Below are 22,997 nucleotides of genomic sequence, written 5' to 3' on the forward strand. Positions count from 1 at the left end.
GCGCAAGGCAGCTCATAGCGTCAGGTAACTGATAAAACGGCTCAACAGGCCCAAACCAATGGTCGCTGCCAATACCAGCACAAGGAGCATCCACGGCCGGAAAGGTCGGCGCTCGACTTGGTGCTGGGACAGATGCAGGTACTCTTCGACATGCTTCTGGTCATCGGGGTTCAGGCGACTGGTCATATCGGGCCTCGTCAGGTGTAGACGTTGCTGAATGGGTGGAAGCTACAGTGTTTTTACCCTGGGTTGAACGCAGCATAGCCGCTGTCGGGGACGGGTTCGACGCTGACGATGTCGTCCAGGCGAATGATTCCACTTTGTAACACCCGGGCGGTGATTCCGCCATGTCCACGCACGGCCTGAAAGGTGCCGATGCCCAGGTTGTTCTCCAGCCGGGCGCAGGGCTGGCACCAGCCGGTGGTTTCGAAAATCGCCTGGCCAATACGAAAGCGGCGGCCTTTGAGGCTGAACAGATTGATGCCACTGATAACGAGATTGCGCCGCAGATTTTCAGGCCGAACCGGTTGATCCTCCGGTCGGCCGAGCAGCGAACTGATCACCGCCAGGTGTTCCCATTGAATCAGCGTCACCTGCCGCGCATTGCGCACTCCGGGACGGGCGTGATCGCCGGTCAGGCCGGCTTCCAGTCGCGCCTCGACGGCGTCGAGTTCCAGCATTGCCGAGCGCGACTGCGGGCGCACGCCGATCCAGCGAACACGACCTTGTTGTGGCACGTCGGCGATCAGTTGCTGCAACGGGCTCACAGGCTGATTCCGACATCGAAGAGGATGCTGCGCCCCAGGTTGCTGCGCAGGAAATCCGGCGCGTCCGGGTGGGCGAACAGCACACGGGCGAACGTCGGCCCGACCAGTGACAGCGAACGCCAGCCCTGGCGCAGGTACTCGGTAGGCGGCGGGAAATGGCTGTTGAGGTCGAGCACTTCGCGTTTGAGGCTGGCGAAGGCGATGATGTCCAGTTCCCCCAGGTCCATGCCGCGCTCTTTGTAGTTATGCGCTTTTTTGCGCAAGGTCGGCGCCAGTCTCAGCAAGAACTCATTGGCCGGTATGCGTCGCGGCTTGGCTTCGCGGCGCACCAGCTGGCTCAGGGAAAAGGCGCTGCGCCGACGTTGCAGTTCGTCACGCCATTCATCGTTGAGGCGCCGACCTTCGTCGAGGACAAAGAACACTTCGAAACTGGCATCGCGAAACAGCACGTCAGGTGGTTCACCGGCGGGGGTGAATTCGTCGGCGCGGTAGGGAATGTTCAGGCCTTGCAGCAGGCGCTGGCAGACCCAACGCTCACGCTCCCATTTGCGGGCATTGGACAAAAAGGCATTGGCCTGCTCGGCCGCGATGGTCAGCAGGCGTAAGTAATCTGAGTCATCCATAGGCCCAAGCTTAGCGTTCAAATGTGAACGCCAAGAAGACAATTGGTCGTAAAGGGCCAAATTCGCGCGGGTTCGCATCGTGGCACAGCGCCACAAATCCTCATCCATCCCTGCGCTTCAGCGTCTTGCACAAAACGGATAACAGTCTGCGCCCAGCGGATATTGCCTCGCGCCCTGCGGCTCTACCCTCGGCTGTACGGACGTTAGCCGCGTTACCGATGCTCTACAAAAACTACAAGAAGAGATGAAAGCCATGCGCAAGATCGACGTACATGAGGTTATCGACAACGCACGTTTCAACCGTTTTCACTGGATGGTGCTGTTCTGGTGCGCCCTGATCATCATCTTCGATGGTTACGACCTGGTGATTTACGGCGTGGTGCTGCCGATGCTGATGAAGGAGTGGGGACTCAGCCCTCTGCAGGCCGGGGCACTGGGCAGCTATGCGCTGTTTGGCATGATGTTCGGCGCGCTGTTCTTCGGGCCACTGTCCGACAAGATCGGCCGGAAAAAGGCGATCACTATCTGCGTGATGCTGTTCAGCGGTTTCACCGTGCTCAACGGCTTCGCCAGGAACCCAACCGAGTTTGGCATCTGCCGCTTCATTGCCGGTCTGGGCATCGGTGGGGTGATGCCCAACGTCGTCGCTCTGATGAACGAGTACGCGCCGAAGAAAATCCGTAGCACACTGGTGGCGATCATGTTCAGTGGCTATTCGGTGGGCGGCATGTTGTCCGCCGGGCTTGGCATTGTGCTGATCCCCAGTTTTGGCTGGCAGTCGGTGTTCTACGTGGCAGTGCTGCCGTTGCTGTTGTTGCCGCTGATCATGTACTTCCTGCCCGAATCGGTGGGGTTCATGTTGCGTCAGGGCCGCAATGAAGAAGCTCGCAAGGTGCTGGAACGGATTGATCCTGCCTACGCCGCACAGAGCAGCGATCAGTTGCACATGAGCGAAGTGAAGGGCACTGGCACCCCGGTGTTGCAACTGTTCCGTGAAGGACGTGCGCTGCGCACGCTGATGTTGTGGCTGGCGTTTTTCTGCTGCCTGTTGATGGTGTACGCCCTGAGTTCCTGGTTGCCGAAACTGATGGCCAATGCCGGTTATAGCCTGGGCTCCAGCCTGTCGTTCCTGCTGGTGCTGAATTTCGGAGCGATCTTCGGTGCCGTCGGTGGCGGCGTGCTGGGCGATAAGCTCAACCTGCCACGGGTATTGGCAGCCTTCTTCGCCACCGCGGCAATCTCGATCACCTTGCTCGGCTTCAACAGCCCGATGCCGGTGTTGTACCTGCTGATCGCCATCGCCGGCGCCACCACCATCGGCTCGCAGATTCTGTTGTACGCCTGCGCCGCGCAGTTCTACTCGATGGCCATTCGTTCTACGGGGCTTGGCTGGGCCTCGGGCATCGGGCGCAACGGGGCGATTGTCGGCCCATTGCTGGGGGGCGCGTTGCTGGGGATCAGTTTGCCGCTGCAACTCAACTTCATGGCGTTTGCCTTGCCCGGTGCAGTGGCCGCTATCGCCATGACCGTGTTCGCGATCAGCAGTCAGCGCAGTGGCAAAGGTGTTGAGCAAACCCTGGCGCCGACCAGCGCTTGAGTCATGCGGGAGGCGGCAGAGTGTCGCCTCCCGTTTTTTCCGAACAAGAGCGGCCGGGCCTGTGCCACGGATCGCCAGACGTGCCTTGCCGTGAGGTTTCATGAAAGCGTTTTTCCAGGACTTCTCCCTGTCAGCCGCCGTCGCCGGGTTTATCGCCACGGTGATTTCCTACGCCGGTCCCTTGGTGATCATCTTCCAGGCCGCCGAGACCGCTCACCTGTCCCATGAGGTGCTGTCGTCGTGGATCTGGGCCATTTCCATTGGCAGCGCAGTGCTGGGTATCGGCTTGAGCCTGCGTTACCGGGTGCCGGTGATCATCGCCTGGTCGGCGCCGGGCTCGGCGTTGCTGGTGGCCCTGTTGCCTGGAATTTCCATGCCGCAAGCGGTGGGCGCGTATCTGGTCAGCAGCCTGATCATCTTTCTGGTCGGCGTCTCGGGGGCGTTCGACCGAATCATCAGCAAGCTCCCGGCCGCGATTGCCGCGGCGATGCTGGCGGGCATCCTGTTCAGCTTCGGCACTGGCTTGTTCGTGTCGATGCAGCACAAACCGATGCTGGTGCTGGCGATGTTTGCCACCTACCTGATCTGCAAGCGGCTGATGCCACGTTACGCGGTGTTGCTGGTGTTGCTGGTGGGCTGCTCCATAGCAGCGCTGACCGGCGACCTGCATCGCGAGGCGCTGGTGATCGGTCTGGCAACGCCGGTGTGGATCAGCCCCGAATTCAGCCTGAGTGCGACGCTCAACATCGCCTTGCCGCTGGTAATGGTGGCGCTGACCGGTCAGTTCGTGCCGGGCATGGCGGTGTTGCGTGCCAGCGGTTACCCGACGCCCGCTAGCCCGATCATTGCCAGCAGCGCGTTGGGCACGGCGCTGCTGGCACCGTTCGGCTGCCATGGCCTGAACCTGGCGGCGATCACAGCGGCGATTTGCACCGGCCGCGAAGCTCACGAAGATCCGCAAAAACGCTATGTGGCGGGTGTCGTCGGTGGCCTGTTTTACCTAGTGCTGGGGATCTTCGGCGCCACGCTGGTCTCATTGTTCACGGCGTTTCCCAAGGAATTGATTGCCGCCCTGGCCGGGTTGGCGCTGTTCGCCGCGATTGCCGGGGCACTGGCCGGGGCAATGGCGGTGCCGAGCGATCGTGAAGCGGCGCTGGTGACCTTTCTCATCACGGCGTCGGGCATGTCGCTGTTCGGTTTGTCCGCCGCGTTCTGGGGGCTGATCTTCGGCATGGTCACCCATTGCCTGCTGAGTGTGCGACGCACTGCCCCGGCAACCCAGGCGAGCCCCGCCCAAGAGGTTCCGCGCTGATCGGGTCGTTCACTACCCGGCACCTTTGATTGGTTTCACCTTCCACCGCGCAGCGACACCGCTGCGTGGCGGATCCCCTCAACCTGTCGATCAATAACAATAAGAGAAAGACGATGAAACAGACGCTTCCAACAACCGCTTCAATGCTGTCCCTGGCTGTCGCCGCAGGCTTTTCCGGTAACGCAATGGCCGCAGAAAAAGGCTTTATCGAAGACACCAGTGCGACCCTGCAGGCGCGTAACTATTACTTCAGTCGCGACTTCTCCGACATCGTTGGCGCCAGCCAGCAATCGAAAGCCGAGGAGTGGGCGCAGGGTTTCATCCTCAACGTCAAATCCGGTTACACCCAGGGCACTGTCGGCTTCGGTGTCGACGTGATCGGTTTGCTCGGTCTCAAGCTCGACAGCAGCCCCGACCGGGTCAACACCGGCCTGTTGCCGGTGCAGGATGACGGCCGCGCGGCAGACGACTACAGCCGTCTGGCCGGCGCGTTGAAAGTGCGCCTGTCGAAAACCGAGCTGAAGGTCGGCGAGTTGCAACCCAACCTGCCGGTGCTGGCGTTCAGCGATATTCGTTTGCTGCCGCCGAGTTATCAGGGCGCGAGCGTCACGTCCAACGAGATCAATGGCCTGACCTTGCAGGGCGGTCATTTGCGCTCGACCAGCCTGCGCAACGAGGCCGGTGACGAAAAGATGCAAGCCATGCTCGGTCATGTGCCTCAGCGCCAGGCCAGCAGCGATGGCTTCAACTTTGCCGGGGCTGACTATGCCTTCAATGACAAGCGCAGCTCGGTGAGTGCCTGGTACGGGCAACTGGAAGATATCTACAACCAGCGTTTTCTCGGCCTGAAACACAATGAGCCAGTGGGTGACTGGGTGCTGGGGGCCAACCTCGGTTACTACGATTCCCGCGAGGATGGCAAAAAGCTGCTGGGCAACATCGACAACCAGGCGTTCTTCTCCCTGTTGTCGGCCAAGCGCGGTGGCCATACTTTCTACGTCGGTTACCAGGGCATGTACGGTGACAGCGCATTCCCCCGGGTATTCGCCAACATCACGCCGTTGGGCAACGAAGTGCCGACCTACGAGTTTGCCTACACCGATGAGCGTTCCTGGCAGGCGCGTTACGACTACGACTTCGCCGCGCTCGGTGTGCCCGGGCTGACCAGCACCGTGCGCTACATCACCGGCAACAACGTCGACACCGGCAAAGGCTTCGAAGGCAAGGACCGCGAGCGCGACCTGGACGTCGGTTATGTATTGCAAAGCGGCAGCCTCAAGGGCCTGGGCATTCGGGTGCGCAACGCGATGGCGCGGTCCAACTACCGCAGCGACATCGATGAAAACCGCCTGATCCTCAGCTACACCTGGACGCTGCTATGAGGACTGAACCCGTGCGCCCGGAATTGCGGGACTCAGCGTTGATTCTGCTCACGGCCGGTGTAGCAGTCGTGTTCCTGGCCTGGGGTGACAGCGTTCGGTTGCTGTTGGCCGGAGTTATCGATCTGTTGTTGCTGGCAGCGTGGCTGCTCGCGCGCCGCCAGCCACCGGTGGCGGAGGTCGTGGCGCCTGTGTCCGAATGTGTTGAAGTGGCGCCGGTAGCGGTGGACACCGATGCGCTACCGCCAACGCCCGCGCGCGAATGGCCGGGGGCTGTGGTGTCGACGACGCTGGAGCAATTGACCGCGTCGGTCTTGCAAACCGAGGAAGACATGCGTTTTGCCAATCAGCTGGCACGTACCGCGGGTGAGCGGGTGCAGGCGAGCGCATCGAGCATGCAGTCGTCGGCCAGCGTGCTCGACGATTTGAATCTGTACATGCAGCGTCTGGATCAAGTGTTCGACGAGCTCGGAAGCCAGTCGATGCGCATCGGTGCGATCGTCGGCAGCATTCAGGACATTTCCCGCCAGACCAATCTGCTGGCCTTGAACGCCGCCATCGAGGCAGCCCGGGCGGGCAGTCACGGTCGCGGTTTTGCGGTGGTGGCGGACGAGGTGCGCAACCTTTCGCGCCAGGCGGCGGAGTCCAGTGCGCAGATCAGACAAATCGCGACGGGGCTGGAGCAGTCCGCCGAGCATGCGCGTCAGGGCTTGCAGCAACTGTCCGGTTCAACCCGTCTAGGGCTGGAAAAGGCACAAGTGGCGTTGCACTCGATGGGTGAACTGCAGAGCGGTGCGGTTGCCCGGGTCGAGGTGGTCGAACGCATCATGGGCCGGCTGGCCGGTTTGCATGAACTGGCCTTGCAGGCAAAGCGGATGGTGGCCTGATCCCTGTTACAGATTGCTGGTGCAATCGCCCATGACGTCATAGGTCACGCGATGGGTCTGACCCTGATGGTCGATGTAGACCATGGTGGCCGGCACCACGCCGCAGGCGGTGGCGGTGTCCGACACGGACACTACCTTGGCGATGTCGAGTGCATGTGCGGGGTCGTATGGGGTTGCTGCCGTGTCGCTGCCGGCGGCCAGTGCCGAAGTTGCGACCACGGCCAGAAACAGGCTGAACAGGGTCTTCATGGTGGCTTGCTCCGTTTGGTTTCCGATGTGAGAAGTCTAATCCCTGGCACCTGTGGATAAAGGGGCGAACAGCTGATGCAGCCTTACATAAAACGTAATAGTGAGTGCCCGTGGAGGGCTTATGGATCTGCTTAACAACCTGCGGGTGTTCATTCGCGTGGTGGACTGTGCCAGCTTCACGGCCGCTGCCGAGGCGATGGACCTGTCGACTGCGCAGGTGTCGCGGCTGGTCGCCGATCTGGAGGAGCATGTTCAGGCGCGTTTGCTGCAGCGCACCACACGACGGTTGAGCCTGACCGAGGCAGGCGAGCGGTTTTTGCTGCGCGGCAGGCACATTGTCGAGCAAATGGACGAAGCCACCGACGAGGCACGCGGCGCCCATCTCAAACCGGCCGGACGCTTGCGGGTGCACAGCATGAGCGGTCTGGGTGTATTGATCACGCCGCTCATTGCCCGTTACAACGAGCTGTACCCCGACGTGGTGTTCGAGTTGACGTTGTCGCAACGCAATCCCGATCCATTGGAGCAGGTGCATGACGTGATGATTTCCATTGCGCCGGAACTGGCCGATTCGCAGTGGGTGGCCCAGGCTGTCGGTCACCTTTACAGCGTACCCTGCGCCTCGCCGGGTTACCTGCAAAGACGCGGGGTTCCCCAGCATCCGCAGGCCTTGGCCGATCATCAATGCCTGCGCATGGTCGATCCGTTGTATGACGATCAATGGCTGTTCCAGGGGGCGGGCGGTGAGCACGCCATCCGCCCGGCCAAAACCTTCCAGTGCAACGTGGCGGAGTCGATGGTCAAGGCATCGGAGGAGGGGATGGGCATCAGCCTGGTTCCGTTTTATGCCGCCACGCGCCCCTTGCGCGACGGCACCTTATTGCGTGTGCTCCCCGAATACCGTCTGCGCGAGCGCAATGTGTATGCACAGTATCCGTCGCGGCGTTTTCTGGACGCCAAGGTCCGCACCTGGGTGGATTTTCTCAAGGCCGAGTTGCCCGGATTGTTCGCCGCGCATGACGCAATCATCAACGATCCACGGCATTGGGCCTGAGGTCGAAGGGCACGCGAGGGGCGGTGTAGACTGAGGGCAGATTGTTTGCGGGTAAGGAGTCATCAGTGAAAGTCTGCCTCATCGGGGCATCGGGCCACGCACGGGAAGGCGTGCGGTCATGATCGGTGCCGAACTGCTGTCCCCCGAAACCCTCACGACAGGCTGGTTGATCTATGTGCCGGTACTGATCTGGGCGGTGTGTCGGGTGTCCTGGGTCGAGTTGTTTACCGACAGTCGCCGTCAGCATTTGCTGTTCGGGACGGTGTTCGCGTTGTTTCTGTTGTGGCTGGTGCGGCGCGACTTCGACACTGGGGTGTCGTACCACTTCATCGGCATGACGGCGGTCACCTTGCTGCTGGACTGGCCATTGGCAATCGTCGGTGGTCTGGTGGCGCAGATGGGGCTGGTATTGATGGGGCGTCAGGACCTGATGGCGGTCGGCGTCAACGGCTCGTTGCTGATTGTGTTGCCGGTGCTGGTCACCGAGTGCTGTGCGATCCTCGTCGAACGCGCGCAGCCGCGTAATCCCTTTGTGTATATCTTCGTATCCGGGTTCTTCGCCGCGGCGCTGTCGGCGCTGTTATGCCTGCTGCTGGGGTTGTGGCTGCTGTGGTTCGATGAGCGTTTCGAGATGCCGTACTGGCTGGAGGATTTTGTCGGTTACCTGTGGCTGATCATTTTCCCCGAGGCCTTTATCAACGGCATGCTGGTCAGTGCGCTGGTGGTGTTTTGCCCCGAGTGGCTGGAGACGTTCAACCGCACCCGTTATCTCTCGGCACCCTGGAAGGATGACGACCCCAAGTCTTGATCCACGTCATCGTCGCTTGGCGCGGACGATTTCATGATCGACAAAACTTTTCAGGAGTGTCGGCATGAGTGTCTACGAGTGGGCAAGGCAGGAGTTGCGCCAGAGTCTGGAGATGGCGCAGGAGGTGGGTTTTGATCCGGGCCTGAGCCTGCGCGCCTTGCTCAGCGCGGTGGTGCAACAGAGCAAGGTGGTGCGCAGTGCCGAGGATCTGGCCGATGAGCTGAGGTTTCTCGCAGAGAACCTCGACGACGAACAGGACTACGGTTTCATGCGGCCCTGAGGGCTCGATCAGTGGCGCGGATCGAAATCGCCGCTGAACAACTCATCCTCGGCATCCGGTGCGACCGGGATCTTGTGTTCTTCCGACGCCCAGGCGCCGAGGTCGATCAGTTTGCAGCGGTCCGAGCAGAATGGCCGGTTGACGTTGCTGGCGACCCATTCCACGGGGGCGCCACAGGTTGGGCATTCAACGGTTGTTGGTTGGCTCATGACTGGCCTCCACGCAAGGTAAGATAAAAGTGATGCAGGCGTTCAACCTCGCTGTGCAGCCAGGCGAGGTCGCGGTCATTGACCACCACGTCGTCGGCATGGCTGACGCGGTCCTGGCGGCTCGACTGGGCCTTGAGAATCGCCTGGACCTGCTGTTCGCTGGTCTGGTCGCGTTGCAGGGTACGTTCAATCTGCAACTGTTCGGGGGCATCGATGACCAGCACCCGTTGCGTCATCGCGTACTGCCCGGATTCGATCAGCAACGGCGAAACCAGGATCGCATAAGGCGATTCTGCCAGTGCCAGATGGTGAGCGATTTCCTCGCCGATCAGCGGATGCAGCAGGGCTTCGAGCCAGCGACGCTCTAGCGGTACTTCGAAGATCAGCTTGCGCAGTGCCGCGCGGTCCAGTTGCCCGTCCGTTTGCAGCACGCCGGGGCCGAAGTGTTCGGCGATCTTCGCCAGCGCCGGACGGCCCGGCTCCACCACCCAACGGGCAGCATGATCGGCGTCGACGACATGGATGCCCAGGTCGATGAAGTGTTGCGCCGCCGCGCTTTTGCCGCTGCCGATGCCGCCGGTCAGGCCGAGAATCCAGGGTTTTTCCACAGGGGTATTCATTTCAAACCGACAAACTGCCAATAGAAGTCGGTTATTTGACCACCCCAGAGCAAGGCAATCCAGCCGGCAATCGCCAGATAGGGGCCGAAAGGGATCGGCGTCGAGGTTTTCGCGTTGCGCAGGCGCAGGTAAATCGTCCCGAGAATCACCCCCAGCACCGATGACAACAGGACCGTCAGCGGCAGTATCTGCCAGCCGCCCCAGGCGCCGAGCATCGCCAGCAGCTTGAAGTCGCCATGGCCCATGCCTTCCTTGCCGGTCAGCAGCTTGAACAGCCAGAACACCGACCACAGCACCGTGTAACCGGCAATTGCGCCCCATAACGCTTCGGGCAACGTCACGAACAGGCCGAAGTTGTTGACGATCAGTCCCAGCCACAACAAGGGCAAGACCAGCACGTCGGGCAAGACCTGATGCTCGGCATCGATCAGACACATGGCCAGCAAGCCCCAACTGAGCAACAGGACCATGCCGGCCGGCCAGCCGAAACCGAAATGCCAGGCAACACCTGCGGACAGTAGTGCACAGGCCAGCTCGGTCAGTGGGTAACGCTTGCTGATGGGTGCCGAGCAGGCCGCGCAGCGACCTCGCAGAAACAGGTAGCTGAGGACGGGAATGTTTTCCACGGCGCGGATCGTATGGCCGCAGTGCGGGCAGTGCGAATGCGGCAAGAACAGGTTGTAGGTGGTCTGTGGTGTTTCAGCGGGCAACCCGAGAATCTCATGGGCCTGCACGCGCCACTCGCGTTCGAGCATTTTTGGCAGGCGCCAGACCAGCACGTTGAGAAAGCTGCCCACCAGCAGGCCGATCACGCCAGCGAGAACGACGAAGGCCAGCGGGTAGTGAATCAGGATGTCGTCTAGGGGCATGTCAGATCGCTGAGCCGAGTTGGAAGACAGGCAGGTACATCGCAACCACCAGGCCGCCGACGATAACACCCAGCACCACCATGATGAACGGTTCCATCAGGCTGGTGAGGTTATCGACCAGGTTGTCGACCTCGGCCTCATGGAAATCCGCGACCTTGTCGAGCATGTCATCCAGCGCGCCGGACTCTTCGCCAATCGCGGTCATCTGGATCGCCATGTTGGGGAACACCCCCGTCGCGCGCATGGAGAAGTTCAGTTGCATGCCGGCCGCGACATCCTGGCGAACACGTGAAACGGCTGCCTTGAAGACGCTGTTGCCGGTCGCACCGGCCACCGAATCGAGGGCTTCCACCAGGGGCACCCCGGCGGCGAAGGTGGTTGACAGGGTTCGGGCGAAACGGGCCACGGCGGATTTGTACATCAAAGTGCCCACCAACGGCAGTTTCAGCAGCCACCTGTCCATCTGTTCGCGAAAGCCCCGGGATGCCCGCAAGGCGTGACGCACACCGAATATCACCGCGATCAGTACACCGAGCAGCATCCACCATTGGGCCTGCATGAACCGCGACAGGGAGATGATCATCTGGGTAAACGCCGGCAACTCGGTGCCGAAGCCCTTGAACATCGATTCGAACTGCGGCACGACCTTGACCAGCAGAATCGCCGTGACGATAACGGCGACGAGCACCACGACCGCGGGGTAGGTCATGGCCTTCTTGATCCTGGCCTTGAGGCGCTCGCTCTTTTCCTTGTAGGTGGCAACGCGCTCGAGCAGGGTATCGAGTGCACCGGCCTGTTCGCCGGCATCCACCAGGTTGCAGTACAGCTCATCAAAGTGCTGCGGTTTTCTTCGTAGCGCGGCAGCCAGGCTGCTGCCAGCGGCGACATCCTGTTTCAGTTCTTCAACCAGCTTGCGCATGACCGGGTTGTCGAAGCCCTCGCCGATGATGTCGAACGACTGCAGCAGGGGCACGCCGGCCTTCATCATCGTCGCCAGCTGGCGGGTGAACAGGGCAATGTCCTGCGCCTTGATGTGTTTACCCCGAGTGAACAGTGACGGCGTTTTTTTTTGCACCTTGCCGGGCTTGATGCCTTGCTTGCGCAATTGAGCCTTGATCAACGCGGGATTGTTGCCGCTGAGCTCGCCAGCGATTCTTGCGCCTTGGCGGTCGGTGCCTTCCCACGCATACACGCTGATTTTCGCTGCTTTGAGCGCCATGTTCCGTCCTGGGTAATCCTGGTCGATGCCTGTTATAGCCTAGTCAAACGCTGCGACCTAACCACCGTCGTCCAGGTGACAAAAAACGTCAGATTGTGCGATTTCGTGGTGAGAAAACACGACACCGTAACGGTCTCGCTCCCAAGCCATGGGCACAGAGGCCTGGCACAGGCTGTGCTGAGTCGGTTGGAGATCATGAGATTTCGACTCATGCATGGAGCCCGTTTATGAATCAGAAAGGTTTTACCCTGATCGAGCTGTTGATCGTGGTGGCGATCATCGGAATTCTCGCGACGTTCGCCTTGCCGATGTACTCCAAGTATCAGGCGCGGGCCAGTGTCACTGCCGGGCTTGCGGAGATCTCGGCGATGAAGGTGTCGTTCGAGGATGTGATCAATCAGGGTGACACACCCACCACCGGTAATGTGGTACCCGGCGGCGAAGCGTCCACGACCAATTGCGCGATGACGGTAACAGCACCGGTTGCCTCGGGGCCTGGAGCGATCAAGTGCACGTTGCACAACGCGCCGGGGCCGGTCCAGGGCAAATCCATCACCCTGACACGGGACGAAAGCAAAGGTTGGTCCTGTGATAGCGATGTCGGCAAGGACTACGCACCCAAAGGCTGCGGCAGTTCTGCAAAGTCGGCCTGATACCCCGGTAAACGAAGCCCCGCGAATTCGGGGCTTTTTTTCATCCTTGGATAATTCATTCAAAACGTGAAGGAAAGCCCAAAAAATTCATGAGCTTAGGAACTTTCCGTAAACCCGCAACTTGCATGCAGCGAATACGCAAGTCATGCAAATTGCATGAATTCGAAAATTAGCTGTTTTAATAACCTATTGATTTATATGGATATTTATCTATTCGGAAAGTTGGCACAACGTTCGCAATATCCCTGTTAACCCTGCCAACAAGACACCGGCAGACTTTTCAGAAAAACAGGAGTTACACGTATGAAGAAGTTCGCTATCGCTGCCGCTACTGCAACCGCGCTGACCCTGACCATGGCTAACGCTGCGTTTGCCCAGACCACCCAGGCCACCCAGGCGCCAATGACCCTGGCCGCGGGTGAAATGACCAAGGCGTCAGAAGCTACTTCCGATACCTGGATCACCACCAAAGTCAAAAGTGACCTGATGACCGAAAAAGGCATTCCAGGCACCGACATCAAGGTAGAAACCAACAAGGGTGTTGTCTCGCTGTCGTCGACTGTAGCCGTTACCGAGGCACAGAAAACCACCGCCGTGGCCATCACCAAGAAAATCAAAGGCGTCAAAGCGGTCTCCGCTGACGGCCTGAAAGCCGAGTAAGGCAAGACTTCTCGCCTGGACGGGAGAGGAACGGTAGACGGGCCGAGTCATACGTCTGCCGCTATCCGAGAGTTCATGCGAACGGCCACAAGGATGTGGCCATTACAGGCCCCGCGCATCACTGCCGGGGCCTGTTCTATTTGGGGGGGCGATTACCTGTAGGAGCAAGCTTGCTTGCGATGGAGTCATGGATAACGCGGGGTGTCTGATGCCCCGCGTTTTCGTTGGCGTTTATCGCCAGCAAGCTGGCTCCTACAGAGGCGATATGCTCCCGCACCCTCACTCCGCATCCAGGTGCATCGGTGTCACCACCCGACCATCACTTTCAGCCTCACCCAGGTTGGCATCGATGAAGTACACCCGGTCGTCTTCCAGCTTGCCCTTGTCGACCAGGTAATCCTTGATGCTGCTGGCGCGTTCCTGGCCGAGCTGGCGCAACAGCACGTCGCTGGAGCTCCAGAACTTGATCACGTCCGCGCGCATTTTTGCCGTGCGTTCTTCCTTGCCCAGGTCTTTCCATTCCGCAGGTGGTTGTGCCTTCAGGCGAGTGCGATAAATGCCTTCCAGCAGAGGGCCTTTTTCGTTGTCCGGCACTTCCAGCAACGACGCTTGCGCCGGCACCTTGTCGCCACGGCGCTGGAGCATCTTGTAGTAGTTGTACTGGTATTCGCGTTCCAGGCGTTGCTCGGCAATCAATGGACCATCGCTGCTCTGTGCCGCGGTACCTTCGATTTCCAGGCGCAGGGCCGGGCGTGCCTTGAGCGCATTGGAGAGTTTGTCGAGGGAGCTTTCGGCATCCTTGCCCAGCTCGCTGGAACCCGGTGCGAACGAGACGCTGCCCAGATCTTCCGAGCCGCCACCATTGATCAGACCACCGATGAGTTTGAACGGCGCCGCCGCGGCTTTGACGATCAAGTTGCGCAAGGTCTGCCAGACAATCGGCATGACGCTGAACTGTGGATTGTTCAGGTCACCGGTCACCGGCAACTCGATGGAAATCTTGCCGTCGACATCCTTGAGCAAGGCGATCGCCAGTTTCAGCGGCAGGCTGACGGCGTCGGGGCTGTCGACTTTTTCACCCAGTTGCAGCTGTTCGACCACCACTTTGTTTTCGGCTTTGAGTTGGCCCTTGGTGATCTGGTAGTGCAAGTCGAGGTTGAGCCGGCCCTTGCGGATTCGGTAGCCGGCGAACTTGCCGGAGTAAGGCGTCAGCGTGGTCAGTTCCACGCGTTTGAAACTGGTGGCAATGTCGAGACTGGACATCGGGTCGAACGGATTGACCGCACCCTTGATGGTCACCGGGGCGTAACGGTCGACCTTGCCCTTGACGTCGACGCTGGCCGGTTTGGCCTGGCGGCTGTCGATGGTGCCGATCTGGCCGTTGAGTTGCTGGATGGCGGTGGCAAAGTTCGGGGTCAGGCTGAAGTCGGCGAAGTTGGCCGAGCCGTCATTGATGGCGATGCCGCCGATGTGAATGCCCAGCGGCTTGTCCTTGCTGGCGGCAGGCTTGGCGGCGGTCTTGGCGCCGGAGTCGGGCGGTTGCGGGATCAACAGGTCATCGATGTTGGTGGTACGGTCATCGTTGATCATGAAACGCGCGTAGGGCTGGTACAGGCTGACCTTGTCGATCGACAGGCTGTCACCGTGCTGATAGTTCAGGCCGTCGACCACGACCTGTTGCCATTTGAGGAAGTCGCGGGTTTTCAGGGTGTCCAGGGTATGCAATTGATCGACCTGGGCGCGGCCGGTGACGCTGAAGGCCAGGGGTTCGACGCTTTTCAGGTTGACCGCCAGATCGCTGCCGAGCATGCCACTGCGCAGTTCCAGGCGAATGAACGGGGTGATGTAGGACTGCGCGACACGCAGGTCGATGTCCTTGGTCTGCACCTTCAAGTTGGCGGTGATCGGGGCCAGATTGACTTCGCCCTCGGCCATCAGCTTGCCTTGCTTGCCCACGCCGGTATCGAGCTTGAGGTTAAAGGGTGAGCCATTGAGACTGTCGAACTTCTGCAGGTCGAGGTTCAGCGGACCGAGCTCCAGCGCCACAGGGGGCTGCGCCTTGCGATCAGCCAGGTGCACCTGATAGTTGCGCAGTTGCACGTCATTGAGCAGGACCTGCCAAGGCTTGCCGGGGGCTGCCGGTTCAGGTTTTGGTGAATCAGCGGCAGCCGGGGTACTGGCTGGTTCGGCTTCAGCCTTGGCTTTGGCGGTCGATTTTGCAGGCTGGCTGGCAAACAGTTTTTGCCAGTCGAGCTGGCCATCGGACTCCAGCGCCGCCCAGGTTTCCAGCTTGTTGCTGCGGATCTTGCCTACCACCACTTGCTGTTTGGCCAGGTCCACGGTGGTTTCGCTGACGTCCAGACGTTCGAGTTTCACCAGTGGGCGACCGTCCGGGGCCTTGATCGCGAACGGCGCGATGTTGACCGAGACATTGCTCAGCAGCAGCTCGGTTTCTTTCGACAGGTTGAGTTTGTAGTCGGTGCTGAGGCTGATATCGCCTTGCTCAAGGTCCAGTGGCACCGCGTCGCGCACATAGGGCCAGAAGGCTCGCATTTTGCCGTCAGTGATTTTCAGCTGACCTTCCGAGGCAATCGGGATCAGGCTGAACGTACCGGTCCAGTCGATCTGCCCACCGGCCGGGCCGATGGCGGTCAGCGTCATTTTCGCGCTGTCTTCGGGCAGGGTGCTGAGGTTGTGCAGCTCGAAATCGAGTTTGTCGTAGAGGAATTCGATCGGCTCGCTCGGCCGCGCATCCTGGAAGTGCACGACGCCATGGGCCAGCTGAATCCGATCCACCCGCAACGGGAATGGCTTGGCATTCGGATCCGCCGGTGTGGGGTCGCTGGCGGGCAGCTTGAACAGACCGAGGAGATTGAGTTTGCCGTCCTTGCTGAAGAGAATTTCGGTCTTGGACTTTTCCAGTTCGATGTCGGACAGGTGAAGTGCCTTGGTCCACAGACTGTCCAGCTGCAGATTGGCGTACAGGCGTTCGAAGCCAACCTGTTCCTTGCCGGGCTCGCCGATGTTCAGGCCCCACAGGGTCAGTTCAAGGCTGAAGGGGTTGAATTCGATCCGTTGCAGGCTGGCGGGCGTGTTGGCGTAATGGGCCAGTTGCTGGTTGGCCACGCGCAACGCGATTCCCGGCAAGATCAGAAACCCCAACAGGCTGTAGAGGGCCAGAGCAGTCAACAAGGCGCCGAGGGCGCGAATCAGTCCTTTGTACATGTGCGGCTTCATCTGTCTGAATCGAAGTGCCTTGGAGTATGGCACGCGATTCCGGTTCCGAAGCAATCACCCTGTTGAGGAAGATTCAGATTTATCTGACAGGCGTCAAAGCTGCAGGATCAGCGTCTTCAGCGGCGGTTGCTGATCCAGCGACGGGAAATCGGCAGCGGGTTTCATCACCGACCATTCGCGAACCGGGCGGCCGGCCTTTTCCGCGCAGCGCAGTACCTGCTCGCGCCAATCGTCCATGCTGACCTTTGCCAGGTTGTTGCAGCAGATCAGCACGCCGTTGTCGGCGGTGGTCAGCAACGCCGGTTTCAACAGGCTCTGGTAGTCGCGCAGCAGGTCGACGGTGCCGAAGGCACTCTTGGCCCAGGCCGGTGGATCGAGCAATACCAGGTCGTACTGGCGCTGCTCCAGACGTTGGTAGCTCGGCAGTTTCTGGCCGCGGCGCTGGCTGATGGGCAGGCCGGCCAACTGGCGAATGGCCGGGAAGTAATCGGACTGGATGAATTCCATGGTTGGCAGTTGCGGGTTTAGCAGACCGTTTTCCCGACCGACCGCCAGGTTGCCTTCGGCGAAGTCCAGGTTGCACACCTCGTGCGCGCCGCCGGCGGCAGCACTGAGGCCGACGCCGCAGGTGTAGGCGAACAGGTTCAGCACGCTTTTGTTCTGGCTGTGTGCCTTGACCCATCCCCGCGTGTTGCGCAGGTCGAGGAACAACAGCGGGTCTTGCCCGGCATGGCGCCCGCGCACGCGGTAGTTGAGCCCCCACTCGTGGCCGACCAGGTCTTGCAACGCCGCCTCGTCGGCACGGTAAACGGTGTCTTCGCGATCGATGCGCGAGTTGCCACGGGAGCGGTCGTTGTAGACCAGCAGGGTGGCAAAGCCCAAGTACTGATTGACGATTTCGTGCAATTGCAGCAAAGCGTCGCGTTCGAGCGATTGATGGAAGCTTTGCACCATCAGTTGCGGGCCGTAGCGGTCGATGGTCAGGCCACCGGCACCTTCCTGGCTGCCATGGAACAGGCGATAGCAATCAGTGCCTTGCCCATGCAGTTCGGCAAGCAGGTCCTGGCGTTGATCGAGGGCGGCGCGCAGCGCCTGATTCAAGGAAGACATGCTGGGCGCCTTGCTGACGGGAATTGGGCGCGGGAGTTTAGCAGCTTTGTATCCGTGGCGAGGGAGCTTGCTCCCGCTGGGCTGCGAAGCGGCCCCAAAATCTCAAGTTACTTATTAGTATGGCGAGCGCTTCGCGCTCGAACGGGAGCAAGCTCCCTCGCCACAGGTTTTTTGTCAGGTCAGAAGGCCCATGCGCCGTTTCGCCCGCTGGACTGATCCATTGCGCACCGCCCAACGCAGCATCGGTGCGCTGCGATTGATGCCGGCACGGATCAACTGGCGTTGTAGCGGGCTCTGGCTGACGCCGAGCATGTCACTGGCCCAGTCGGGCAACAGATCGATCCCGGCCTGCATCATCAAGCCGCCAAACGGCTTGGCCAACCGACTGGGTGCGGGGGCATTCAACAGCAGGCGAAGCACTTCTCGACTGCGCTCGTCGCACAGCAGTTGCGGACGAATGCGCGCAAGGTATTCGCTGACTTCCTGCCGGGAACGCGGCACATCGCGAGCGCCCAGACGTTCAGCCACCAAGGCAATCTCGGCGTAATAGCGATCCTGATCCCGTGGGGACAGGTGCGGGTTGCGATAGCGCAGATGGGCCGCGAGAAAGTTGCTGACTTCGGCGACATGCACCCAGGTCAGCAAATCGGGATCGCTGGCGGCGTAGGCGCGCCCATCCGGCGCGGTGCCGGTAACCTGCAGGTGAATGGTGCGGACTTTCTCGATCAGCCATTCGGCATCCTGCCGCGAGCCGAAGGTCGTGCCGGAGATGAACTGCCCGGTGCGGCGCAAGCGGCCGAGCATGTCCTCACGAAAATTCGAATGATCCCAGACCCCGGCCAGTGCCAGCGGATGCAGGGCTTGCAGCATCAGGGCGCTGATGCCGCCGATGAGCATGCTGCTGAAGTCGCCATGGACTTGCCAGCTCACCGAGTCCGGCCCGAACAGGCCCGGGTCGCCCTTGGGGTTTTCCAGGTCGAGCTTGCCGAGCGATAGCCCGGACAAGCTCATGATCTGGGTTTCGATGCGGTTGCGGATGAATTCCATGGGGACCTGTAGGCGTGAGTCGTTACTGGTTCAGGCGTTTATCGATCAGCCCTTGCACCACGCTCGGGTCGGCCAGGGTCGAGGTGTCACCCAGGCTGTCCAGCTCATTGCAGGCGATCTTGCGCAAGATACGCCGCATGATCTTGCCTGAGCGGGTTTTCGGCAAGGCTGGTGCCCACTGGATCAGGTCCGGTTTGGCGAAACTGCCGATTTCCTTGCTGACTAGGGTCAACAGTTCCTTCTTCAGTTCCTCCCCGGGATCGACGCCGTTCATGGGCGTGACGAAGGCGTAGATGCCCTGGCCCTTGATGTCGTGGGAGTAACCAACGACAGCGGCTTCGGCGATGCTTTCGTGCAACACCAGTGCGCTTTCCACTTCAGCGGTGCCGATACGGTGGCCGGAGACATTGATCACGTCGTCGATGCGTCCGGTGATCCAGTAGTCGCCATCCTCGTCGCGGCGTGCGCCGTCGCCGGTGAAGTAGTAGCCGGGGTAGGGTTTGAAGTAGGTGTCGACCATGCGCTGCGGGTCGCCGTAGACGCTGCGGATCTGCGCCGGCCAGCTGGATTTGATGGCGAGCACGCCGCTGCCGGCGCCCTTGATTTCCTTGCCCTGCTCGTCGAGTAACACCGGCTGTACGCCGAACATGGGTTGGGTGGCGCAGCCGGGTTTGATTCGTTGGGCGCTAACCAGGGGGCTGAGCATGATGCCGCCGGTTTCGGTCTGCCACCAGGTGTCGACGATCGGGCAGCGCTCTTCGCCGACTTCATGGAAATACCATTCCCAGGCTTCCGGGTTGATCGGCTCGCCGACGGTGCCGAGCAACCTGACGCTGGCGCGCGAGGTTTGCTTCAGTGGCTCGGGACCTTCGCGCATCAACGCGCGCAGGGCGGTCGGCGCGGTGTAGAAGATGTTCACTTTGTGCTTGTCGATCACCTGCCAGAAGCGCGAGGTGCTCGGGTAATTCGGTACGCCTTCGAAGATCAGCGTGGTGGCGCCATTGGCCAGTGGGCCGTAGACGATGTAGCTGTGGCCGGTGACCCAGCCGACGTCGGCGGTGCACCAGAAAACTTCGCCGTCGCGGTAGTCCAGCCAGTACTTGAAGGTCATCGCCGCTTGCAGCAGGTAGCCGCCAGTGGTGTGCATCACGCCTTTGGGTTTGCCGGTGCTGCCGGAGGTGTAGAGGATGAACAGCGGATCCTCGGCGCCCATCGGTTCGGGCGGGCAGTCGGCGCTGGCTTCGCTGAGGGCTTGCTGATAGCGGATATCGCGACCTTCAACCCGGTTCACTTGGCCATGGGTGCGCTCAACCACGATCACTGTGCTGACGTTGGGGCAGCTTTGCAGGGCCTTGTCGACGTTCTGTTTGAGTGGCACGACCTTGCCGCCGCGAATACCTTCGTCGGCGGTGATGACGGTGCGGCAGTCGGCGTCGAGAATGCGGTCACGCAGGGAGTCCGGTGAAAATCCGCCAAACACCACCGAATGCACCGCGCCGATGCGGGTACAGGCGAGCATGGCGTAGGCCGCCTCGGGAATCATCGGCATGTACAGGCACACGCGGTCGCCTTTTTTCACGCCACGGCTTTTCAGCACGTTGGCCAGGCGACAGACGTTTTCATGCAATTGTCGGTAGGTGATCGAGGTGGAGTCGGCTGGGTCGTCGCCTTCCCAGATGATCGCGATCTGATCGGCGCGTTGCGCCAGGTGGCGATCGATGCAGTTGTAGCTGACGTTCAGTTTGGCACCGGCAAACCAGCTGGCTTCACCGGTCTTCAGGTTGTAGCGCTGGACGGTGTCCCAAGGGGCAATCCAGTCGATGAAGCGGGTGGCCTGTTCGGCCCAGAAAGTGCTGGGGTGTTCGATGGATTCGCGGTACAGGCGGTGGTAGTCGTCTTGACTCAGTTGTGCAGCCCGGCGGACGGCATCGGCTTTGGGGAACGTGCTGATATCGAACATGACGGTTCCTTATGCTTGTTTTGCGACAAGGATAAAGATGCGCCGAGTGCCCCTGTGGTTCAAGTCGTGCACAAAACAACTGTGGGAGCGAGCAGGCTCGCTCCCACAGGGTAAAGCTGCCGGCGCGGGATTATCCGCGGTGACGACCACGGAAGTAATTGATCAAGCCTTGGGTCGAAGCATCTTCGGCCACGGTTTCTTCGCTACCTACCAGGCGGTTGTACACGCCCTTGCCCAATTCCTTGCCCAGCTCCACGCCCCACTGGTCGAAGGCGTTGATGCCCCAGATCACGCTCTGCACAAAGACCTTGTGTTCGTACATCGCCACCAGAGCACCAAGGCGACGCGGGCTGATGCGCTCGACCACCAGGGTGTTGCTCGGACGGTTGCCCGGGATCACCTTGTGCGGCGCGAGTTTCTGCACTTCGGCGTCACTCATGCCTTTGTCACGTAGTTCGGTTTCGGCCTCGGCCAGGGTCTTGCCGAGCATCAGCGCCTGGCTCTGCGACAAGCAGTTGGCGTACAGCCACTGATGGTGATCGGACACCGGGTTGAAGCTGACGATCGGCACGATGAAGTCGGCCGGGATCAGTTGGGTGCCCTGGTGCAGCAACTGGTGATACGCATGCTGACCGTTGCAGCCCACGCCGCCCCAGATGACCGGGCCGGTGTCGGTGGACACGGGTTTGCCGTCCTGACGCACGCTCTTGCCGTTGGATTCCATGTCCAGCTGTTGCAAGTGCTTGGTGATGTTGCGCAGGTAGTGGTCGTACGGCAGGATCGCGTGGCTTTGCGCGCCCCAGAAATTGCCGTACCACACACCGAGCAAGGCCAACAGCACCGGCATGTTCTGTTCGAACGGCGCGCTCTGGAAGTGCTGGTCCATGGTGTAGGCACCGGACAGCAGTTCCTTGAAGTTGGACATGCCGATGGCCAGGGCGATCGGCAAACCGATGGCCGACCACAGCGAGTAACGCCCGCCCACCCAGTCCCACATCGGGAAGATGTTTTCTTCGCGGATACCGAAGGCCACGGCCGCCGCGTTGTTGCTCGATACGGCAATGAAGTGACGATACAGCTCGGCTTCCGAACCACCCTGCGCCAGGTACCAGGCACGTGCGGCCTGGGCATTCTTCAGGGTTTCGAGGGTATTGAACGATTTCGACGAGACGATGAAGAGCGTGGTCTCGGCGCGAATCTTCTGGGTCAGTTCGTGGAACTCACTGCCGTCGATGTTCGCCAGGTAATGGCAGCGCACACCTTTCTGGGCGTAGGACAGCAGGGCTTCGGAGACCAGCTCCGGGCCGAGGAAGGAGCCACCGATACCGATGTTCACCACGTCGGTGATCGGCTTCTCGGTGTAACCACGCCACAGACCGTCATGGATGCGGCCGACGAGGTCGGTGATCTGGTTCAGCACCTTGTGCACTTCCGGCATCACGTTGACGCCATTGACCGACAGTTTGTCGCCAACCGGGCGACGCAGGGCGGTGTGCAGGGCAGGGCGGCCCTCGGACGAGTTGACGATTTCGCCGTCGAACAGGGACTTGATGGCGCCCTTGAGGTCGACTTCGTTGGCCAGGCCCACCAGCAGGTTGCGGGTTTCGGGGGTGATCAGGTTCTTCGAGTAGTCGAGAAACAGTCCGCAGCTGCTGAGGGTGAATTGGGTAAAGCGCTGCGGGTCGGCGTTGAAGGCCTCACGCATGCTGAAATCCTGCATGGCTTGGCGGTGGTCATTCAACGCTTGCCAGGCGGGCAGAGCGGTCACGTCGTGAGGTGTGCGGTAGTACGCCATCGCTGCGGGTTTCCTTTTTACTAGAACGGCATTTTTAACACTAAAAATACCGGAGCGCTGCGGGTCGGCGTCCGGTCATCTGCGTCGATGCGATTTCATGGCGCAGGGCGAATACAGTAACCTTCGCGCCGCGTTCTGTCTTGACTTTGTCTGACCCGTTCCCGGTACTTTTTTGTACATCAAGCAGGGAACGGTCCGACAAACGGAGGGGACTTTGCTTGGGCTCGATCAGGCAACCTGAACCGGAATGGCATTGCTGGTGTGGCTAAGTTCATTGCCCGGAGCCATGTAGAGCATGCGCGGCTTGAAGTTGAGCAGTTCAGCTTCGCTGTAGTGGGCGTAAGCGCAAATGATCACCCGGTCGCCGACCTTGGCCTTGTGCGCCGCCGCACCGTTGACCGAAATCATGCGCGAGCCTTCTTCGCCACGGATGGCGTAGGTGGTGAAGCGCTCGCCATTGTCGACGTTGTAGATCTGGATCTGCTCGTACTCACGGATACCGGACAAGTCCAGCCATTCGCCGTCGATGGCGCAGGAACCTTCGTAATCGAGTACAGCATGGGTGACTTCGGCGCGATGCAGCTTGGCCTTGAGCATGATGGCGTGCATGAATGTTTCCCGGGTCGGCGGGCAAAGGGCCCGAAGGGGTTGTTGGGGGAATG

22 protein-coding genes and 1 pseudogene are annotated in these 22,997 nt (G+C 60.6%); 9 read left to right on the plus strand and 14 right to left on the minus strand.

What is annotated here, in order from left to right; translation table 11 throughout:
* Window positions 1-12: 12 nt before the first annotated feature.
* Genes EIY72_RS23385 through EIY72_RS23395 form a run of 3 tightly spaced genes read right to left on the minus strand, consistent with a single transcriptional unit; the run spans window position 13 to window position 1,390 of the window.
* On the minus strand, window positions 13-186 hold the full coding sequence (locus tag EIY72_RS23385) for a DUF3094 domain-containing protein (RefSeq protein ID WP_093230133.1): 174 nt from the start codon (window positions 184-186) through the stop codon (window positions 13-15).
* A gap of 53 nt (window positions 187-239) precedes the next feature.
* Window positions 240-767: an MOSC domain-containing protein gene (locus tag EIY72_RS23390; protein WP_093230136.1), complete on the minus strand. Its 528-nt coding sequence runs from the start codon at window positions 765-767 to the stop codon at window positions 240-242.
* Window positions 764-1,390, minus strand: a complete 627-nt coding sequence (locus EIY72_RS23395) for a DUF1780 domain-containing protein (RefSeq protein ID WP_093230139.1) — start codon at window positions 1,388-1,390, stop codon at window positions 764-766. Before EIY72_RS23395 ends, EIY72_RS23390 begins: the two co-directional genes overlap by 4 nt.
* 253 nt (window positions 1,391-1,643) lie before the next feature.
* Between EIY72_RS23395 and EIY72_RS23400 the strand changes: the two genes are divergently transcribed.
* From EIY72_RS23400 to EIY72_RS30400, 4 genes and pseudogenes are all read left to right on the plus strand, one after another.
* Window positions 1,644-2,987 carry an aromatic acid/H+ symport family MFS transporter gene (locus EIY72_RS23400; RefSeq protein WP_093230825.1) on the plus strand — a complete coding sequence of 448 codons (1,344 nt, stop codon included), beginning with the start codon at window positions 1,644-1,646 and terminating at the stop codon, window positions 2,985-2,987.
* 100 nt (window positions 2,988-3,087) lie between these two features.
* Window positions 3,088-4,299, plus strand: a complete 1,212-nt coding sequence (locus tag EIY72_RS23405; protein ID WP_093230142.1) for a benzoate/H(+) symporter BenE family transporter — start codon at window positions 3,088-3,090, stop codon at window positions 4,297-4,299.
* A gap of 113 nt (window positions 4,300-4,412) precedes the next feature.
* Window positions 4,413-5,681, plus strand: coding sequence for an OprD family porin (locus tag EIY72_RS23410; RefSeq protein WP_093230145.1), 1,269 nt, complete (start codon window positions 4,413-4,415; stop codon window positions 5,679-5,681).
* 491 nt (window positions 5,682-6,172) lie between these two features.
* Window positions 6,173-6,565, plus strand: a pseudogene (locus EIY72_RS30400) (methyl-accepting chemotaxis protein); the annotation flags it as partial.
* 6 nt (window positions 6,566-6,571) lie between these two features.
* On the opposite strand, the gene EIY72_RS23420 reads toward EIY72_RS30400, so the two are convergent.
* Window positions 6,572-6,814, minus strand: coding sequence for a DUF2790 domain-containing protein (locus EIY72_RS23420; RefSeq protein WP_093230148.1), 243 nt, complete (start codon window positions 6,812-6,814; stop codon window positions 6,572-6,574).
* 121 nt (window positions 6,815-6,935) lie between these two features.
* Between EIY72_RS23420 and EIY72_RS23425 the strand changes: the two genes are divergently transcribed.
* From EIY72_RS23425 to EIY72_RS23435, 3 genes are all read left to right on the plus strand, one after another.
* On the plus strand, window positions 6,936-7,868 hold the full coding sequence (locus EIY72_RS23425; RefSeq protein ID WP_093230151.1) for a LysR family transcriptional regulator: 933 nt from the start codon (window positions 6,936-6,938) through the stop codon (window positions 7,866-7,868).
* A gap of 118 nt (window positions 7,869-7,986) precedes the next feature.
* Window positions 7,987-8,676 (plus strand): energy-coupling factor ABC transporter permease, encoded by a 690-nt coding sequence (locus tag EIY72_RS23430; protein ID WP_093230154.1) that lies wholly within the window; start codon window positions 7,987-7,989, stop codon window positions 8,674-8,676.
* A gap of 64 nt (window positions 8,677-8,740) precedes the next feature.
* Entirely contained in the window at window positions 8,741-8,956 is a 216-nt protein-coding gene (locus EIY72_RS23435; protein WP_093230157.1) for a hypothetical protein, read from the plus strand.
* Between the two features lie 8 nt (window positions 8,957-8,964).
* On the opposite strand, the gene yacG is transcribed toward EIY72_RS23435, so the two are convergent.
* Genes yacG through EIY72_RS23455 form a run of 4 tightly spaced genes read right to left on the minus strand, consistent with a single transcriptional unit; the run spans window position 8,965 to window position 11,873 of the window.
* Window positions 8,965-9,165, minus strand: a complete 201-nt coding sequence (gene yacG, locus EIY72_RS23440; RefSeq protein ID WP_093230160.1) for a DNA gyrase inhibitor YacG — start codon at window positions 9,163-9,165, stop codon at window positions 8,965-8,967.
* Entirely contained in the window at window positions 9,162-9,785 is a 624-nt protein-coding gene (gene coaE, locus EIY72_RS23445; protein ID WP_093230163.1) for a dephospho-CoA kinase, read from the minus strand. Before coaE ends, yacG begins: the two co-directional genes overlap by 4 nt.
* Window positions 9,782-10,654, minus strand: coding sequence for a prepilin peptidase (locus tag EIY72_RS23450; RefSeq protein WP_093230166.1), 873 nt, complete (start codon window positions 10,652-10,654; stop codon window positions 9,782-9,784). Before EIY72_RS23450 ends, coaE begins: the two co-directional genes overlap by 4 nt.
* A gap of 1 nt (window position 10,655) precedes the next feature.
* A complete protein-coding gene (locus EIY72_RS23455) occupies window positions 10,656-11,873 on the minus strand; it encodes a type II secretion system F family protein (protein ID WP_093230168.1) in 1,218 nt (405 codons plus the stop codon).
* A gap of 227 nt (window positions 11,874-12,100) precedes the next feature.
* Between EIY72_RS23455 and EIY72_RS23460 the strand changes: the two genes are divergently transcribed.
* A complete protein-coding gene (locus EIY72_RS23460; RefSeq protein WP_093230171.1) occupies window positions 12,101-12,526 on the plus strand; it encodes a pilin in 426 nt (141 codons plus the stop codon).
* A gap of 303 nt (window positions 12,527-12,829) precedes the next feature.
* Window positions 12,830-13,186, plus strand: a complete 357-nt coding sequence (locus tag EIY72_RS23465) for a BON domain-containing protein (protein WP_093230174.1) — start codon at window positions 12,830-12,832, stop codon at window positions 13,184-13,186.
* Window positions 13,187-13,465: 279 nt separating this feature from the next.
* Here the strand turns inward: EIY72_RS23465 and EIY72_RS23470 are convergent, their stop codons facing one another.
* From EIY72_RS23470 to panD, 6 genes are all read right to left on the minus strand, one after another.
* Window positions 13,466-16,423, minus strand: coding sequence for a DUF748 domain-containing protein (locus EIY72_RS23470; RefSeq protein WP_093230177.1), 2,958 nt, complete (start codon window positions 16,421-16,423; stop codon window positions 13,466-13,468).
* A gap of 93 nt (window positions 16,424-16,516) precedes the next feature.
* Complete coding sequence (locus EIY72_RS23475) at window positions 16,517-17,533, minus strand: class I SAM-dependent rRNA methyltransferase (protein ID WP_093230180.1); 1,017 nt, start codon at window positions 17,531-17,533, stop codon at window positions 16,517-16,519.
* A gap of 174 nt (window positions 17,534-17,707) precedes the next feature.
* Window positions 17,708-18,580 carry an oxygenase MpaB family protein gene (locus EIY72_RS23485; RefSeq protein WP_093230183.1) on the minus strand — a complete coding sequence of 291 codons (873 nt, stop codon included), beginning with the start codon at window positions 18,578-18,580 and terminating at the stop codon, window positions 17,708-17,710.
* Window positions 18,581-18,602: 22 nt separating this feature from the next.
* Entirely contained in the window at window positions 18,603-20,540 is a 1,938-nt protein-coding gene (acs, locus tag EIY72_RS23490) for an acetate--CoA ligase (RefSeq protein ID WP_093230186.1), read from the minus strand.
* A 130-nt stretch (window positions 20,541-20,670) separates the two neighbouring features.
* Complete coding sequence (gene pgi, locus EIY72_RS23495) at window positions 20,671-22,335, minus strand: glucose-6-phosphate isomerase (RefSeq protein WP_093230189.1); 1,665 nt, start codon at window positions 22,333-22,335, stop codon at window positions 20,671-20,673.
* Between the two features lie 228 nt (window positions 22,336-22,563).
* A complete protein-coding gene (gene panD, locus EIY72_RS23500) occupies window positions 22,564-22,944 on the minus strand; it encodes an aspartate 1-decarboxylase (RefSeq protein WP_003228271.1) in 381 nt (126 codons plus the stop codon).
* Window positions 22,945-22,997: the final 53 nt, after the last annotated feature.

The organism is Pseudomonas vancouverensis, from assembly GCF_004348895.1.
Taxonomy (GTDB): domain Bacteria; phylum Pseudomonadota; class Gammaproteobacteria; order Pseudomonadales; family Pseudomonadaceae; genus Aquipseudomonas; species Aquipseudomonas vancouverensis.